Below are 16,004 nucleotides of genomic sequence, written 5' to 3'. Positions count from 1 at the left end.
TCAGGCAGATTAACAAAGTTTTTATTTCGTTTTACTTTTTCAAATATATTATTTTTTTTCTTACAACTTATGTAAAAACACCGCAATAAAAAAGCCCTGATTGACTAAGTGTTCAACCAGAGCTTTTCGTTTTTAAAACAAATAATAAACTAAAACTTTTATAAGGTAGCTGCTCCTCCGTCAAGTAATAATTCTCCTCCTATCATGAATTTAGAATCATCTGAGGCCAGATAAAGGAACCCTTCGGCCATTTCTTCTGATGTTCCCAAACGTTTTGCCGGTATTCCTGAAGCATAATAGGCTTTTGTTCCGTTTGCTTCTTCTTCTGAAGCTCCTCCTCTTGCAAATAGTGGTGTGTCAATTGGTCCAGGCGAAAGTACATTCACTCGAATATTTCTATCCAATAATTCGGCTGATAAGGTTCTTGCTAACGAACGAACGGCTGCTTTTGAAGCTGAATAGGCTGCAGTAGTTGCAAAACCTTTGTGGGCTACTGTAGATGCCGTAATGATAATTGAAGCACCATCATTTAGATGCGGCAAGGATTTTTGAATGGTGAAGAAAACCCCTTTGAAGTTGATATCGCTGGTTTGATCAAACATTTCTTCGGTATAATCTGCTAAAGGTGCCGCAATAAATACACCGGCATTCACTACCAATACATCAATTTTGCCAAAAGTATCTTTAACCGTTCCATAGGTGGTGTCAATATTGTTTATATCCGAAACATCGCTTACCAAACCGATCGAAGCATTCCCAATTTCGAAAACCGCTTCATCAATTGTCTTTTTATTACGGCCTGTTATCGCCACTTTGGCACCTTGTTCTGCAAATAATTTTGCTGTTGCCAATCCGATTCCACTGTTTCCTCCTGTGACAACAGCTACTTTGTTTTCTAATTTTTTCATTTTTTTTATAATATTTTAATTATTGCAAGTATTTAAATATCTAAATATTTCGATTTATTTAATTAAAAAAAAGGCTAAAAGCCTAAATTAGAAATATAACGACTATAAGCATCGCATATTTCTTTATTGATAACAAATTTCAAATTGCGTCCTTCCTTTTCAGATACTAATAATTCAGCTTCTACTAATTGTTTCAAATGGTGAGACATGGTAGATTGTGCCAAATTAAAACATTCTGAAACTTCACAACATTGCATAAAATCCTTTCTTTTACTAATCATATCCAATATCTTCAAACGATAGGGATCTCCTAGTGCTTTAGAAATTTTCTCAACTTGTTTTATGTTCAATTCGGTAATCATGAGGCAAAGATAAAAATATATTTTTAATATATCGAAATGTTTCGATTTATATTATAAATTTGTTACCTCTTTAATTCAAATCCAAATTTGAATTATCTCTCTAAAACATTCTCTATGAAAATTTTATACAGTTACATCAAAACACATAAGACACTTTTATATATTGCCTTACTTTTAGCCACCATCAACCAGTGTTTTTCTTTATATGATTCGATAATCATTGGTAAGTTATTAAATGAATGCGGCGTTGGGGTTGCCAATTTCAATCACAATCAGGGGAACTTTATCAAAGCGGTTTCGGGTTGGCTTTTATTATCATTAGGAGCTGCAATGGCTTCCAGAATTGCCAAAAACTTTCAGGACTATTTTACCAATATCATCATTCAGCGAACAGGTGCTCAAATGTACACCGATGGGATTCAAAAAGCGCTTCAATTGCCTTTTCAGGACTTTGAAGACCAACGCAGCGGAGAAACCTTAGGTAAACTTCAAAAGGTAAAAATTGATTGCGAAAGATTCATCACTCTGGCCATTTCGTTGATTTTTCAATCAATAGTCGGTATTGTGTTTGTTGTGGTTTATGCCGCAAGTATTCATTGGCTTTTAGGCCCAATTTTCCTGGCAACTGTTCCTGTAATTGCTTATATCAGTTCGTTTTTAGGAAAAAGAATCAAGAAAGTTTCCAGAGAAATTTTGGGCGAAACGACCGCTTTAGCCGGAGCTACTACTGAATCTTTACGAAATATCGAATTGGTAAAAAGCTTAGGATTGACCGAACAGGAAGTCAACCGATTAAATGCTACTACCATTAAAATCCTTGGATTAGAACTCAAAAAAGTGCGTTTTATCCGTTCGTTGAGTTTTATACAAGGTACAACGGTGCATTTTATGAGAACCAGTCTGGTTTTTGCGCTTTATATGTTCATTTTTCAAGACATCATCAAACCCGGTGACCTGATTACGTTAATGTTCTTTTCATTCTTTTTGTTTAATCCGTTGCAGGAATTAGGAAATGTGATTGCAACTTATAACGAGACAAAAGCGTCTATGGATAATTTTGCTGATTTGATGAATTCTAAAAGTGAAGAAACTCCTGAAAACCCAAAAACGATCGGTGCTATCAATCATTTGAGTTTTCAAAATGTTTCTTTCAAACATCAAAGTGCGAATACTTATGCCGTGAAAAACATTTCATTTGAAGCCGAAGCCGGAGAAACCATAGCTTTTGTTGGTCCATCGGGAAGCGGAAAAACAACTTTGGTAAAAATGCTCGTTGGATTGTACAATCCTGCTGAAGGTGCTATTTTTTACAATGAAAAAAACGCCAAAGACATTGACCTAACCGAATTAAGACAACAATTGGGTTTTGTAACTCAGGATGCTCAATTATTTTCGGGAACGATAAAAGACAATTTACTATTTGTAAAACCAAATGCTACAGACGAAGAAATCAATGATGTTTTGCAAAAATCGGCTTGTCAGAATTTATTAAGCAGAGCCGAAAACGGCATCAACACCACTATTGGTGAAGGAGGTGTTAAAGTTTCGGGAGGAGAAAAACAACGTTTATCTATTGCCAGAGCTTTACTTAGAAATCCGCATTTACTGCTTTTTGACGAAGCTACCTCAGCATTAGATTCGATTACCGAAGAAGAAATCACCAAAACAATCCGAAGTATTTCCTCTAAGCAAGATCAAATTACCGTATTGATTGCACATCGCTTGTCCACGATTATGCACGCTGACAAAATATTTGTTTTGGAACAGGGAGAAATTATCGAACAGGGGAAACACCTTGATTTATTAGAAGAAAAAGGCTTGTATTATGCCATGTGGAGACAGCAAATTGGTGAAAGAAAATAGTCCAACTAAGCTTCAACAGCATTGGTCAGCGTATTCAAATCTTTTTTCATTTTGTTCAACTTGCGTTTTTTAACCACATAGGTTTCCGAAAAAGAATCATGCCATCCTCTTGGAATTTCTCCAAAATAAGTAAAAGCTTCAAAAGGAATAAAACGGCAACAGGTTCTAATAAAAAAACGCTTTCCGGAAGGTTTAGAACCATCAGCATTAACAACGATAGTATGTGTGATTAACTTGGCAATAGTTCGGGAAAAATAAACTTCGGTAAAATAATAATACAAAAAGGCGACTATCGCTGAATAAAAACTAACTTCCAGAATAGCCATATTTTCTACCCAATTAGTAAGAGCAAAATTATTAGCCGACAAAGCCACTAAAATAATTGTGGTTCCTAAACTTAAAACAATGATATAAATAAACATTAAATCGATGCAAAGATTAAGAAAACGCTGAAATTGGGTGGCGTATAAATCATTGGTTATTGTAAATCCTTCGTTTTTCATGACTATCGTATTTAGTGTTAAAAAAGAATCTTTAAACAATATTAACTTACTCAAATATAAGGAATTATTAACTAAGAAAGAAAGCGAGTTTTATGTTTTTCGATTAAAACCAAAAAAAACAGCTATCATTACGATAGCTGTTTTTCTTTATTCTTTGTTCTTTATTCTATTCTCTAAAAAATTACGCTCCACACATTTCGCAATCCTCCGGACCGCCTGCTTGGGCTTGTAAAATCATCTTTTTATAATCTTCAATATCAATCGCTTCTGTTTTTATTTCTTCAGCAACTGGCTGTTCTTTTTTATCGTTATTTAAAGTAAATTTAATTGCATCTACAGCCGATTTAGTTCTTAAATAATACATACCTGTTTTCAATCCAGATTGCCAAGCATAGAAGTGCATTGATGTTAATTTAGCATAATTAGCATCTTGCATAAACAAGTTCAATGATTGTGACTGGTCAATAAAATATCCTCTTTGACGAGACATATCAATAATATCCTTCATTGACATTTCCCAAACGGTTTTGTACAATTCTTTTAAGTCTTGCGGAATAATATCAATGTTTTGAACTGATCCATTATGACGCATAATTTCTTGTTTCAAACTTTCATTCCACAATCCGCGTTCTACTAAATCATGTAATAAATGTTTGTTTACTACAATAAATTCTCCTGATAACACACGACGGGTATAAATATTAGAAGTATATGGTTCGAAAGCTTCGTTGTTTCCTAAAATTTGAGAAGTCGAAGCAGTAGGCATTGGCGCTACTAATAAAGAGTTACGAACTCCGTGTTCCATCACTTCTTTTCTTAATGAAGCCCAGTCCCAACGACCTGATAATTCCTCATCTTTCAAGCCCCACATATTGTGCTGGAATTCTCCCTGAGAAATTGGAGAACCCGCATAAGTAGAATAAGGTCCTTCTTCTTTAGCCATTTCCATAGAAGCGGTAACAGCAGCGAAGTATAAGGTTTCAAAAATTTCCTGATTTAATTTTTTAGCTTCCTCACTTGTAAACGGCATACGCAACATAATGAAAGCATCGGCCAAACCTTGAACTCCTAAACCAACCGGTCTATGACGAAGGTTAGAATTTTCTGCTTCAGGAACCGGATAGTAATTTCTGTCGATAACCTTATTCAGGTTTCTGGTTACACGTTTCGTTACATTGAATAAAGCTTCGTGATTAAATGCGCCGTTTTCAACAAACATTGGCAATGAAAGCGAAGCCAAGTTACAAACTGCAATTTCATCCTTAGAAGTGTACTCCATAATCTCAGTACACAAGTTAGACGAACGAATAACTCCTAAATTCTTTTGGTTTGATTTACGGTTAACGGAGTCTTTGTACAACATGTATGGTGTCCCTGTCTCAATTTGAGATTCCAGGATTTTCTCCCATAATTCACGCGCTCTAATGGTTTTTCTACCTTTTCCACGGTTTTCATAGTCGATGTACATCGCTTCAAATTCGTCTCCATAAACATCATACAATCCCGGGCATTCGTTAGGACACATTAAAGTCCATTGTCCATCTTCCTGTACGCGTTTCATGAATAAATCAGAAGTCCACATGGCAAAAAATAAATCTCTTGCACGCATTTCTTCTTTTCCGGTATTCTTTTTCAAGTCTAAGAATTCGAAAATATCAGCATGCCAAGTTTCGATATAAATCGCAAAACTACCTTTACGTTTCCCACCACCCTGATCTACATAACGAGCTGTATCGTTGAATACTCTCAACATCGGAACAATACCGTTTGAAGTTCCGTTTGTACCACGAATGTAAGAACCTGTAGCACGAACATTATGAATAGAAAGTCCAATTCCTCCCGCTGATTGCGAGATTTTAGCCGTTTGCTTTAAAGTATCGTAAATACCGTCAATACTATCATCCTGCATTGCCAAAAGGAAACAAGAAGACATTTGAGGTTTTGGCGTACCTGCGTTAAACAAGGTAGGAGTTGCATGCGTAAAAAACTTTTTAGACATCAAGTCGTAAGTTTCTAAAACAGCCTGTAAATCATCTAAGTGAATTCCAACAGCCACACGCATTAACATATGTTGCGGTCTCTCCACAATTTTCCCGTTTATTTTCAATAAATAAGAACGCTCTAAAGTTTTGAAACCGAAATAATCATAATTAAAATCTCTGGTATAAATAATATGAGAATCTAAGAAAGCTGCATTTTCCTGAATTACTTTGAATACTTCATCTGAAATTAACGGAGCTTCCTGACCATTTCTTGGATTCACATAATGATACATTTCGGTCATTGTTTCCGAAAATGATTTTTTTGTATTCGAATGCAAGTTCGAAATTGCAATTCTCGCTGCTAACTGTGCATAATCCGGATGCGCAATAGTCATCGATGCCGCAGTTTCGGCTGCTAAATTATCTAACTCTGACGTAGAAACTCCATCATATAATCCTTCAATCACGCGCATGGCCACTTTTACGGCATCCACTAAATCATTTAAACCATAGCAAAGTTTTTTAATTCTTTCTGTGATTTTGTCGAACATTACTGGCTCTTTGTGGCCGTCTCTTTTTACTACGTACATAAGTTTTGGTTTTTGTAAAACAGGGAATCCCTTCACTGTTTTTGGTTATTTGTAATCTTTGTTTTTTGCCTGACAGGCATTAAAGCACAAGGCTTTAATTATTTTTTACTCGAAAACGAGTCTTTTTTTCTTAAAAATCAGCGTCGAAAGAAATTTTCTGAGCATCAGAGTCATTCGCAGTTCCACTGTTTAAAACACCTGCTTTTTGATATTCGGCTACTTTTTTCTCAAAGAAATTAGTTTTTCCCTGAAGCGAAATCATATCCATGAAATCAAATGGGTTTGCTGTGTTGTACACTCTTTCGCAACCTAATTCTACTAACAATCTATCCGTAACAAACTCTAAATATTGCGTCATCAAACCGGCATTCATTCCAATTAAACTTACCGGAAGTGACTCAGTGATAAACTCTCTTTCAATATCCAAAGCGTCAACGATAATCTCTTTGATTCTTTCTTTAGACACTTTATTCACCAGGTGGTGGTTGTGTAAATGCACTGCAAAATCACAGTGTACACCTTCGTCACGAGAAATCAATTCGTTAGAAAAGGTCAATCCTGGCATTAAACCACGTTTTTTCAACCAATAAATAGAACAGAAAGCACCTGAGAAAAAGATTCCTTCTACAGCAGCAAAAGCAATTAATCTTTCAGCAAAAGAATCAGATTCTATCCATTTTAAAGCCCAGTCAGCTTTTTTTCTAATAGCAGGAAAAACATCTAAGGCATTAAATAATTCGTCTTTTTCTTTTTCGTCTTTTACATAAGTATCTATCAAAAGGGAATAAGTTTCACTATGAATATTTTCCATCATAATTTGGAAACCATAGAAAAATTTAGCTTCAGCATATTGTACCTCATTTACAAAATTCTCAGCTAAGTTTTCATTTACAATTCCGTCAGAAGCAGCGAAGAAGGCTAAAATATGTTTGATAAAATATTTCTCATCTGAATTCAACTTGTTGTTCCAGTCATGTAAGTCCTGAGACAAATCGATTTCCTCAGCTGTCCAAAAACTAGCCTCCATCTTTTTATACCATTCCCAAATATCATGGTGTTTTATAGGAAATATTACGAAACGATTTTTATTCTCTTGTAAAATGGGTTCTACTTGCGACATTGCTATTATTTTTATATGAGATTTAAGGATGTTTTTTGCTTTTTGAAGCTTTACAAAGATTATGAAATATTGCGGTAATTAAAAGTCAAACTTATTCACAATACACCCTAGTTTTTAACAAAGAAAGAAAAGACATTCAAATCCATTTAAAAAAACAAACCTTTATAAATCAATCATTTAAAAATCCGAAAACGTTATAAACAAGCGTAAAATATAGGATTTAAACAATACTAAACAAGAAAAAAAACGTTTATTTTGACTTGACTTTTGCCCATTCACGAGCTACTATTTCGAGCTCTAAATACCAATCTTCGCCAAACCTTCTAATCAATGCTTCTTTGACGAATTTATACACCGGAACTTCCAACTCTTTACCTAAAGAGCAGGCATCATCACAAATATCCCATTTGTCATAATTAACCGCTGCAAACTCCGTGAAATCTTTTACACGAATAGGATACAAATGACAGGAAACTGGTTTTTTCCAATCTACAATTCCCTGATTATAGGCTTGCTCAATACCGCAAAGAGCAGTTTTTCCATCAAAAATTACATAAGCACAATCCTTATTATCAATTAATGGCGTTTCAAGGTCACCATCGGTACCTTTTACCCAGGTTCCCTGAGCCTCAATAGCCTCAATACCTTCTTTGCGTAAAAAAGGTTTTACTTTAGGAAATATTTCCTCTAAAATTTTAGTTTCCTCTTCATTTAAAGGCGCACCCGCATCACCATCAACACAGCAGGCTCCGTGACAGGCTGATAAATTACAAACAAATTCTTTTTCTAAAATGTCTTCCGAAACTATGGTTTTTCCTAACTGAAACATGGATTTACTTAGTATAATTTATAAAATGCAAAGATAATCATTCCTTATCGTACACTATCAAACAAGCTCTGTTTTATCCTGAACTTTAACTAAATTCAAGCCTATTTAAAATCAAAAAAAACAAGCACTAATCCGCAGTAAACCAAGGACTACAACAAAACCATAACTAATTAAAAACCAAAAACTTATGATTCTATTTTAACATATCGCTGTTAAATTATAAGCTTCTAATGTTAAAGGACTATTGCTCTAAACATTTTTTTTATAATTTTACCCCGTAATTTAGCCTGTAGAAACAACTTGAATTTCAATCTACAAGCCAACACTAATATCATGAAAATCTTTACTAACATCTTAGTGTTTCTAGCATCAGCACTGGTCATTTTCAACATCACTCAATTGGATTTCAATAATCTGTTTGGAGGAGATAACGCAGTTGCTTTTATTGGAATAGCTGCTTCTTGTTGCGCCATCTTAATTCTGGTGATTTTTAGATTATCTAAGAAAATAGATGACAAAATGAACGACAAACTATAAATTATATGTTTGACGTACTTATAATTGGCGGTGGAGTTTCGGGAATGTCGTGCGCTTTCGTTCTTGGCTCAGCCAAAAACAAAAATTTTGTAAGTGACAAAAAAATTGGCATTTTCACTCACCAAAAATCCTCTTCATTACAAGACGCCCTATTCAATAATGCCTACGGGATTCCGGCAGGAAAACCAGGATCGGAATTACTTAGTGAAAGCATCATTCACTTAAGCGAAAGTTACCCTCACATTTCACAAATTCAAAACGAAAAAGTGATTCGAATTGAAGGTGAATCTCCTAATTTTAATGTTATCACCAATAAAAACAGCTACCAAACCAAAGCTATTGTAATAGGTATTGGTTCAGCAAACACATTTGCCATCGAAGGATTGATGCAATATGTTATTCCGCATCAAAAAGCACTACCTGAAAAACAAAGAATACAATTAAAAAACAGTGACCATAAAGTAGCCGAGGGAATTTATGTAATAGGAACTTTAGCCGGATGGAGAAGTCAGTTAGCTATCGCCTCAGGAAGCGGTGCCGCAGTAGCTACCGACATTCTTACCTTATGGAATAACGGCACTGAAACTCACGCTCACGACAGCATTCGATAAAATCCACAAAACAAGTTAAAAAAAACAAACCATTAAGACATTAAGCTTATTAAGCGTAATACCAAATTTTCTTAATGCCTTAATGGTTAAACTAAAAACTTTATTACAATTCTGCCAAAAGAGAAAAACTCCTTATTTTTTATTGAGAACTGTTTTAATCATCACGTCTTCTTTTAAAACAATATCATAATAGGCTTTTTCTCCATACAATTGCCTTGCAAATTCCGCATTCAAATAACGTTTAATAAGCGTTTTACTTTTCTCTAACTGAATTGCTTTGGCGTGTATTGAAATCAAATTTTTAAACGCAGTAAAATAGTCGTCGGTAGTATTCATTTTCTTTAAAAACTGTTCGAACGAAAGCCCTTTAAAACTATTTCTATTTTTATCCAATTGTTCAAAAACAAAATTCCCTACAATCCCGGATTCCATCAAATACACCGTTGCCTCACTGGCATTTTCAAATTCAAGCGGTACAAAAACATCAGGAACAATTCCGCCACCGCCATATACTAATCTCCCTTTAGCCGTTTTAAACCGCACGCTGTCATCCACTTTTATACTATCTTTTTCATACAATTCGCCATTTTCAAAACGAGATTCCGACTCTTTAAAATACTGCTCCTCTCCCTTTGAATAAGGTTTTTGAATGGATCTGCCGGTAGGTGTATAATAACGCGCTACGGTTAATCGAACAGCAGAACCATCATCAAAATCAATTTCTCTTTGCACTAATCCTTTCCCAAAAGAACGACGTCCTACAATAGTTCCCCTGTCATTATCCTGAATTGCACCAGCCAAAATTTCGCTGGCCGAAGCCGAATTTTCATTAATTAAAACAAATAATCGACCCGCTTCAAAATCGCCTTTTTTAGTGGCATAAGTTTTCTCTACTCTGCCTCTTTTATTTTTTGTAAAAACAATCAGTTTTTTATTAGCCAATAATTCATCGGCAATTTCAATGGCTTCTTCCATATAACCTCCTCCATTGTCCCGAAGATCAATTACCAGCGATTTGGTACCTTGTTTTTTAAGTCGGATTAAATTTGATTGGAATTCCTCATAGGTAGTTTCGGCGAAACGATTGATTTTAATGTAAGCCGTAGTGGTGTTTAACATCAAACCAACATCGACACTTTTCAAGGGAACAATGCCGCGCTTAATTTTAAAATTAATTTTTTTCTTTTCGGAATTCCTGTAAACCGTAAGCAGCACTTCGGAACCTTCTTTTCCTTTGAGTTTGGAAAATAAAGTATCGGTAGGTAACTTTCTTCCGAATAATTTTGCTCCGTTGGCATACAAAATTCGGTCTCCGGCTTTGATTCCTGCTTTTGCCGAAGGGCCATTTTCAATAGGCTGAACAATAGCAACCGTATCTTTATAAACATAAAATCGAACACCAATCCCCACAAAATCACCTTTCATATTCTCAGCTACCTCGGCCTGTTGTGTTGGCGGAACATAAACCGAATGCGGATCTAATTGAGCTAAAATATTATCGACGGTTCTGTCAACAATCGAATCGGTATCAATATCATCAACATATTCATTGTCGATGAAATCAATCAACTGATTGAGTTTTGCTTTCGAACTATTTGTGGGCGAAAGCTGATTTTCTGTTGAAAAATCCAACAAACCACCTATAAAAATTCCTATCGCCAGAATAGCGCTAATATAAATAGGAATGTATTTACTATCTATTTTCACTTTTTAATCTTCTAATTCCGGAATATGATCCACAATTACACCTGCTTTCTTTAAAAACTGAATTCCCGAATCATCACGGTATCCGTTTTGATATACAACCCTCTTAATTCCGGATTGATGAATTAATTTACTGCATTCTTTACAAGGCGAAAGTGTGATATACAATGTAGCTCCTTCACAAGATTGTGTAGATCTTGCCACTTTTAGAATAGCATTGGCTTCGGCATGCAACACATCCCATCTGGTTAGACCTTCTTCGTCTTCACAACAATTATCAAAACCCGAAGGCGTACCATTGTAACCATCAGAAATAATCATTCTGTCTTTAACAATAATAGCTCCTACCTGTTTGCGTTTGCAATAAGATAAAAGCCCCCATTCCTTAGCAATTCGAAGATAAGCCTTATCGTATTTATTCAATTTCTTTTGTTCCATAATCTATCTTAACCAAATTTCATTACCAATAATAATTGGCAAAACTACTCCAATAATAAATGCCGACATAACCAAAGTCCAATCTCTTTTAGAAAACCGAAAAACAGTTTGCACTATATATGCCAAAATCAAAACAACCAGCATGACAACTAACTGAGCAGCTTCGATTCCCAACGCAAATTCTAAGATTGCTAACAACTTAGAAGTTGCACTTCCATGGTGAATGGATTTAAAAGTATTCAAAAATCCTAAACCGTGGATAATCCCAAAGAAAAGTGTGATAAAGAAAACCAAATTAATACTTTCCTTTTTACCCGATTTTCCTGCTGTAAAAAGATGAAACAAGGCCACTATTAAAATTGTAATGGGAATCAACAATTCGATTACGGCTACTTTGACAGCTATAATTCCATAAATAGTTAACAATAATGCAATAGTATGACCTAAAGTAAATGTAGTCACTAAGAGTAAAATGCGTTTCCAGTCTTTAAAAGCAAGCGGAATTGCAAGGGCGATTAGAAACAAAATATGGTCGTAGGAATAGATATTTAAAATATGTTTTAATCCTAATTGAAAATAAATTAAAAATTGGGACATCGATTGCATTATTTGATTGATAAAGGGATTGTAAACTTACGATTAATTTTGAAACCCTCAATTCAATTGCAGAGCAAACGCATCAGTTTTATTTTTGCCACAAATCACACTAATTTGTAGCAATTTTAATGACTTAAAAAAAATTACACTAATTTTAAATCTGCCTTTGACAGATTCGTGTAATCAATAACATCACAATTTGTGTTATTCGTGCAATCTGCCTGTCGGCAGACAGGTTCGTGGCTGTTTTTTTTATTACTGAAAGCGATGCGTTTGCCCTCAATTCAATTGCAAATTTCTTTAAAATAAAATTGATTCTAAATTAGATTTCCCATTAAATTAAAATTCAAAAGAAAATTAATAATTTAAAAATTGAAGTATATTTGTCTAATAAAAAAACACAGAAATTATGTCATTTTCAGATTTATTTGATAGCGAATTTAAACAAAGAAACAAAGGTCATTTTGCTGCAATTGTTCGTGTTGCTCTAGCTGACGGCATTGTTTCTGAGGAAGAAAAAGCGTTCATCAACAAACTAGCTACAAGACTTGAAATTGCCCCTTCAGAATACGAAGAGATTGTAGAAAATCCGGCAATTCACCCAATTAATCCCCCTTATTTATATTCTCAAAGACTGGAGCGTTTGTACGATTTAGCAAGAATGGTTCATGTTGATCACCAATTAGGAGACAAACAAGAAGTACTTTTGAGAAAAATAGGAATTGGCTTAGGTTTTACACCAAGCAACGTAAATCACATTATAGCAAAAGCCTTATCATTAGTTGACAAAAAAGTGGATTTTGATACTTTTGCCTACGAAATGCAAAATATGCACAAGTAATTTTACCTTTTTAAGTACATAAAAAAAGCTCTTGATATTGAATTCAAGAGCTTTTTTTATGATGTATTTATCTGAAAAACTATTATTTAGAAGCCTTCAACATAAACTCTTCTGCCTTAGTCACCATGTTATAACTTCCACAGAAAAACGGTACACGTTCATGTAATTCTGTTGGCTTAATTTCCATTATTCGTCTAAATCCATCCGAGGCTTTACCACCGGCTTGTTCAGCAATAAAAGCCATTGGATTGCATTCGTACAGCAATCGCAATTTACCTTTAGGCGCCTTAGAACTTGTAGGATAAATATAAATCCCTCCCTTAATCATATTTCGGTGAATATCTGAAACTAAACTACCAATATATCTTGAAGTATAAGGTCTATCCCCTTCTTCGGATTGACAATATTTAATATAATCCTTAACTCCTTGAGGAAACTGAATATAATTCCCTTCATTGATAGAATAAATATGTCCGTCTTTAGTAAATTTCATATCAGGATGCGAAAGATAGAAAGTACCAATTGCAGGATTCAACGTAAAACCATTCACTCCATGACCAGTGGTATAAACTAACATTGTCGATGTACCGTAAATTACATAACCCGCCGCTACCTGCATGGTTCCCGGTTGCAAAAAATCTTCTAAGGTAACAGGAGTTCCCACCGGAGTAACACGTCGGTAAACCGAGAAAACAGTTCCTACCGAAACATTCACATCAATATTAGAAGAACCATCCAAAGGATCCATTAAAACGACATATTTGTTTTTATGCCCTTTGTCTTTTCCTTCAACAGTTATAAAATCATCATTTTCTTCAGAGGCAATTCCGCAAACAATCTCGCGATTTTTTAAAGTTTGGATAAAAACCTCATTAGCATAAACATCTAATTTCTGCTGGTCTTCTCCTTGAATATTTTGTTCACCAGCCGCTCCGGTAATATCAATTAAACCCGCTTTATTTACTTTGTAACTTACTACTTTTGCAGCCAATCGGATTGAATTGATTATTCGGGATAATTCGCCAGATGAATATTGAAAGGCATTTTGATTTTCAATAATAAATTCTCCTAAGGTTTTAGTGCTTTCTTCCATTACGAAATCGATATAATTTGAATTTGAAGTCACAAATATCGTTTTTTTTGTGATAATGATTCAATAAAACTTACTTAGTTTGGCAGTATTGTATATTTGCTAATAATTAGCAGCCTATCAGTTTTCAGGAAAGCCTTATTGTTAAATTTTAATCCAAATAATACGAATATATGAATATTAGAGTAGGTAAAAAAGAAGACATGAAGGCGGTTCTTAGCCTAATTCAGGAGTTAGCCGAATTTGAAAAAGAACCCGATGCTGTCAAAGTTACAGAAGCCGATTTGATTAGGGATGGTTTTGGTGAAAAACCCCTGTTTCATGTTTTTGTTGCCGAAGTACAGCAGGAGATTGTTGGAATTGCGCTCTATTATTACCGATATTCAACCTGGAAAGGAAAAATAATCCATCTTGAAGATTTGGTAGTAAAAAACAGCATGCGCGGTCAAGGTGTAGGTTATGCACTTTATTCCGAAATTATCAGGCAGGCACAGAGAGACAAGGTCAGACGAATTGACTGGAATGTACTGGATTGGAATACACCGGCAATTGATTTTTACGAAAAAACAGGAGCCAAAGTACTCAATGAATGGTGCGTAGCTCAAATGGATGAAGACGGTATTGCCAATTTTACAGAAAAGAAATTAAAATAAAAAACATATAATAATGACTTTAAATTTTTCAGCAATAAATCTGAAATCTTAAGTCTTAAATCTTAATTTAAAATGAAAGTATTCAAATTTGGTGGAGCATCTGTAAAAGATGCTGCCGGTATAAGAAACGTATATGACGTTTTACAAAAAGCAGGTTACGAGGATGTATTATTAGTTGTTTCGGCAATGGGAAAAACTACCAATGCCTTAGAAGTAGTAATCAAAAATTATTTCGATAAATCACCTGAACTTAACGCTTCGGTTCAGGAAATTAAAAAATACCACAATCAGATTTTATTGGATTTATTCGAAGACGATAAACATGAGGTATTTGCTGCTGTACAAAATCATTTTACTGATTTAGAGTATTTCCTTGCTCATAACAAATCGCCTAACTACAACTTTGTTTACGATCAAATTGTAAGTATGGGAGAGATTATTTCGACAACTGTTTTGAGTTACTACATGAATTTCATGGGAATTGAAACCCAATGGATTGATGTTCGTAATTACATTAAAACAAACAACAATTACCGTGATGCCGAAGTTGACTGGGAATTAACTCAAAGCAACATCTCTAAAAACATCAAAACCAAAAGCTTAAACATCACTCAGGGATTCTTAGGTTCTGACGAAAATAACTTTACAACAACCTTAGGCCGTGAAGGTTCTGATTATACTGCCGCAATTTTTGCTTATTGCTTAAATGCCGAAAGTGTTACTATCTGGAAAGACGTTCCAGGAGTTATGAATGCCGACCCTAGATATTTCGAAAATGCAAGTTTGTTAAATCAAATTTCGTACAGAGAAGCTATCGAATTAGCTTTCTACGGAGCAACGGTTATTCACCCAAAAACATTACAACCATTGCAAAAAAAGGAAATTCCTTTACACGTAAAATCATTCATCAATCCTTTATTAAAAGGAACTGTTGTGAGCAAAGGAGCAACACTTGAGCCATTCATGCCTTGTTTCATTGTAAAAAGAGAACAATTATTAATTTCACTTTCTTCTATTGATTTCTCATTCATTATGGAAGAAAACATTAGTGAGATTTTTGGACTATTCCATGAATTTAAAATTAAGGTAAACTTGATCCAAAATTCAGCTATCAGTTTTTCTGTATGTGTTGAGGACAAATTTGGTAACTTTAAAGACTTACTTGCTATTTTATCTAAAAAATTCAAAGTGGGTTACAACGAAGATGTTACTTTATACACGATTAGACATTTTAATGACGCTGCTGCTCAAACAGTAGTAGAAGGAAAAACGGTGCTATTGAAACAATTAGGTACTGAAACGATGCAAATTGTTACTAAAGAAGGCTAATCTTTTCGCTATAATTATACAAAAAGACACTGTTGTTTTGCAGTGTC

General features: G+C 34.6%; 16 protein-coding genes. 6 read left to right on the top strand and 10 right to left on the bottom strand.

What is annotated here, in order from left to right:
• Nucleotides 1–158: 158 nt before the first annotated feature.
• Both FDM27_RS06520 and FDM27_RS06515 read right to left on the bottom strand, forming a co-directional pair.
• Entirely contained in the window at nt 159–908 is a 750-nt protein-coding gene (locus tag FDM27_RS06520) for an SDR family oxidoreductase (RefSeq protein ID WP_140485658.1), read from the bottom strand.
• A gap of 74 nt (nt 909–982) precedes the next feature.
• Nucleotides 983–1,270 carry an ArsR/SmtB family transcription factor gene (locus tag FDM27_RS06515; protein ID WP_071184664.1) on the bottom strand — a complete coding sequence of 96 codons (288 nt, stop codon included), beginning with the start codon at nt 1,268–1,270 and terminating at the stop codon, nt 983–985.
• A gap of 114 nt (nt 1,271–1,384) precedes the next feature.
• On the opposite strand from FDM27_RS06515, the gene FDM27_RS06510 reads away from it, so the two are divergent.
• Nucleotides 1,385–3,133 (top strand): ABC transporter ATP-binding protein, encoded by a 1,749-nt coding sequence (locus FDM27_RS06510; RefSeq protein WP_071184663.1) that lies wholly within the window; start codon nt 1,385–1,387, stop codon nt 3,131–3,133.
• Between the two features lie 5 nt (nt 3,134–3,138).
• On the opposite strand, the gene FDM27_RS06505 is transcribed toward FDM27_RS06510, so the two are convergent.
• From FDM27_RS06505 to FDM27_RS06490, 4 genes are all read right to left on the bottom strand, one after another.
• Nucleotides 3,139–3,636: an RDD family protein gene (locus FDM27_RS06505; protein ID WP_140485657.1), complete on the bottom strand. Its 498-nt coding sequence runs from the start codon at nt 3,634–3,636 to the stop codon at nt 3,139–3,141.
• A 181-nt stretch (nt 3,637–3,817) separates the two neighbouring features.
• Nucleotides 3,818–6,208 carry a ribonucleoside-diphosphate reductase subunit alpha gene (locus FDM27_RS06500; RefSeq protein ID WP_140485656.1) on the bottom strand — a complete coding sequence of 797 codons (2,391 nt, stop codon included), beginning with the start codon at nt 6,206–6,208 and terminating at the stop codon, nt 3,818–3,820.
• A 130-nt stretch (nt 6,209–6,338) separates the two neighbouring features.
• Nucleotides 6,339–7,328, bottom strand: a complete 990-nt coding sequence (locus FDM27_RS06495) for a ribonucleotide-diphosphate reductase subunit beta (RefSeq protein WP_140485655.1) — start codon at nt 7,326–7,328, stop codon at nt 6,339–6,341.
• Nucleotides 7,329–7,578: 250 nt separating this feature from the next.
• A complete protein-coding gene (locus tag FDM27_RS06490) occupies nt 7,579–8,157 on the bottom strand; it encodes a DUF3109 family protein (RefSeq protein ID WP_066327327.1) in 579 nt (192 codons plus the stop codon).
• A gap of 333 nt (nt 8,158–8,490) precedes the next feature.
• Between FDM27_RS06490 and FDM27_RS06485 the strand changes: the two genes are divergently transcribed.
• Nucleotides 8,491–8,694: a hypothetical protein gene (locus FDM27_RS06485; RefSeq protein ID WP_071184658.1), complete on the top strand. Its 204-nt coding sequence runs from the start codon at nt 8,491–8,493 to the stop codon at nt 8,692–8,694.
• 5 nt (nt 8,695–8,699) lie between these two features.
• Nucleotides 8,700–9,305: an FAD-dependent oxidoreductase gene (locus FDM27_RS06480; protein ID WP_140485654.1), complete on the top strand. Its 606-nt coding sequence runs from the start codon at nt 8,700–8,702 to the stop codon at nt 9,303–9,305.
• 132 nt (nt 9,306–9,437) lie between these two features.
• Here the strand turns inward: FDM27_RS06480 and FDM27_RS06475 are convergent, their stop codons facing one another.
• The 3 genes from FDM27_RS06475 to FDM27_RS06465 are packed head-to-tail and all read right to left on the bottom strand — an operon-like array spanning nt 9,438 to nt 12,044.
• The gene (locus tag FDM27_RS06475; RefSeq protein ID WP_140485653.1) at nt 9,438–11,012 is read right to left on the bottom strand and encodes a S41 family peptidase; all 1,575 of its coding nucleotides are present in this window, start codon (nt 11,010–11,012) and stop codon (nt 9,438–9,440) included.
• 3 nt (nt 11,013–11,015) lie between these two features.
• Nucleotides 11,016–11,447 carry a deoxycytidylate deaminase gene (locus tag FDM27_RS06470; protein ID WP_071184654.1) on the bottom strand — a complete coding sequence of 144 codons (432 nt, stop codon included), beginning with the start codon at nt 11,445–11,447 and terminating at the stop codon, nt 11,016–11,018.
• 3 nt (nt 11,448–11,450) lie between these two features.
• A complete protein-coding gene (locus FDM27_RS06465) occupies nt 11,451–12,044 on the bottom strand; it encodes a HupE/UreJ family protein (protein WP_071184653.1) in 594 nt (197 codons plus the stop codon).
• 409 nt (nt 12,045–12,453) lie between these two features.
• On the opposite strand from FDM27_RS06465, the gene FDM27_RS06460 reads away from it, so the two are divergent.
• A complete protein-coding gene (locus FDM27_RS06460; RefSeq protein ID WP_071184652.1) occupies nt 12,454–12,885 on the top strand; it encodes a fructose 1,6-bisphosphatase in 432 nt (143 codons plus the stop codon).
• Between the two features lie 82 nt (nt 12,886–12,967).
• Here FDM27_RS06460 and fbp read toward each other — a convergent pair whose 3' ends face one another.
• Nucleotides 12,968–13,978 (bottom strand): class 1 fructose-bisphosphatase, encoded by a 1,011-nt coding sequence (fbp, locus tag FDM27_RS06455; RefSeq protein WP_071184651.1) that lies wholly within the window; start codon nt 13,976–13,978, stop codon nt 12,968–12,970.
• 170 nt (nt 13,979–14,148) lie between these two features.
• Here fbp and FDM27_RS06450 point away from each other — a divergent pair, with 170 nt between their 5' ends.
• Together FDM27_RS06450 and FDM27_RS06445 are read left to right on the top strand one after the other, a co-directional pair.
• Entirely contained in the window at nt 14,149–14,628 is a 480-nt protein-coding gene (locus tag FDM27_RS06450) for a GNAT family N-acetyltransferase (protein ID WP_140485652.1), read from the top strand.
• A 72-nt stretch (nt 14,629–14,700) separates the two neighbouring features.
• Nucleotides 14,701–15,957 (top strand): aspartate kinase, encoded by a 1,257-nt coding sequence (locus tag FDM27_RS06445; RefSeq protein ID WP_071184649.1) that lies wholly within the window; start codon nt 14,701–14,703, stop codon nt 15,955–15,957.
• Nucleotides 15,958–16,004 lie beyond the last annotated feature (47 nt).

The organism is Flavobacterium sp. GSA192, assembly GCF_006386525.1.
Taxonomy (GTDB): domain Bacteria; phylum Bacteroidota; class Bacteroidia; order Flavobacteriales; family Flavobacteriaceae; genus Flavobacterium; species Flavobacterium commune.
The sequence above is the reverse complement of the archived record's forward strand: the minus strand, read 5'-3'. Positions and strand labels throughout refer to the sequence as shown.

What these genes read in the sequence shown, in the direction of transcription:
- FDM27_RS06465 (WP_071184653.1), bottom strand. Translation starts at nt 12,044, where the DNA reads ATGTCCCAATTTTTAATTTATTTTCAATTAGGATTAAAACATATTTTA.
- FDM27_RS06470 (WP_071184654.1), bottom strand. Translation starts at nt 11,447, where the DNA reads ATGGAACAAAAGAAATTGAATAAATACGATAAGGCTTATCTTCGAATT.
- FDM27_RS06520 (WP_140485658.1), bottom strand. Translation starts at nt 908, where the DNA reads ATGAAAAAATTAGAAAACAAAGTAGCTGTTGTCACAGGAGGAAACAGT.
- FDM27_RS06445 (WP_071184649.1), top strand. Translation starts at nt 14,701, where the DNA reads ATGAAAGTATTCAAATTTGGTGGAGCATCTGTAAAAGATGCTGCCGGT.
- fbp (WP_071184651.1), bottom strand. Translation starts at nt 13,978, where the DNA reads ATGGAAGAAAGCACTAAAACCTTAGGAGAATTTATTATTGAAAATCAA.
- FDM27_RS06480 (WP_140485654.1), top strand. Translation starts at nt 8,700, where the DNA reads ATGTTTGACGTACTTATAATTGGCGGTGGAGTTTCGGGAATGTCGTGC.
- FDM27_RS06515 (WP_071184664.1), bottom strand. Translation starts at nt 1,270, where the DNA reads ATGATTACCGAATTGAACATAAAACAAGTTGAGAAAATTTCTAAAGCA.
- FDM27_RS06510 (WP_071184663.1), top strand. Translation starts at nt 1,385, where the DNA reads ATGAAAATTTTATACAGTTACATCAAAACACATAAGACACTTTTATAT.
- FDM27_RS06490 (WP_066327327.1), bottom strand. Translation starts at nt 8,157, where the DNA reads ATGTTTCAGTTAGGAAAAACCATAGTTTCGGAAGACATTTTAGAAAAA.
- FDM27_RS06495 (WP_140485655.1), bottom strand. Translation starts at nt 7,328, where the DNA reads ATGTCGCAAGTAGAACCCATTTTACAAGAGAATAAAAATCGTTTCGTA.
- FDM27_RS06460 (WP_071184652.1), top strand. Translation starts at nt 12,454, where the DNA reads ATGTCATTTTCAGATTTATTTGATAGCGAATTTAAACAAAGAAACAAA.
- FDM27_RS06500 (WP_140485656.1), bottom strand. Translation starts at nt 6,208, where the DNA reads ATGTACGTAGTAAAAAGAGACGGCCACAAAGAGCCAGTAATGTTCGAC.
- FDM27_RS06505 (WP_140485657.1), bottom strand. Translation starts at nt 3,636, where the DNA reads ATGAAAAACGAAGGATTTACAATAACCAATGATTTATACGCCACCCAA.
- FDM27_RS06450 (WP_140485652.1), top strand. Translation starts at nt 14,149, where the DNA reads ATGAATATTAGAGTAGGTAAAAAAGAAGACATGAAGGCGGTTCTTAGC.
- FDM27_RS06485 (WP_071184658.1), top strand. Translation starts at nt 8,491, where the DNA reads ATGAAAATCTTTACTAACATCTTAGTGTTTCTAGCATCAGCACTGGTC.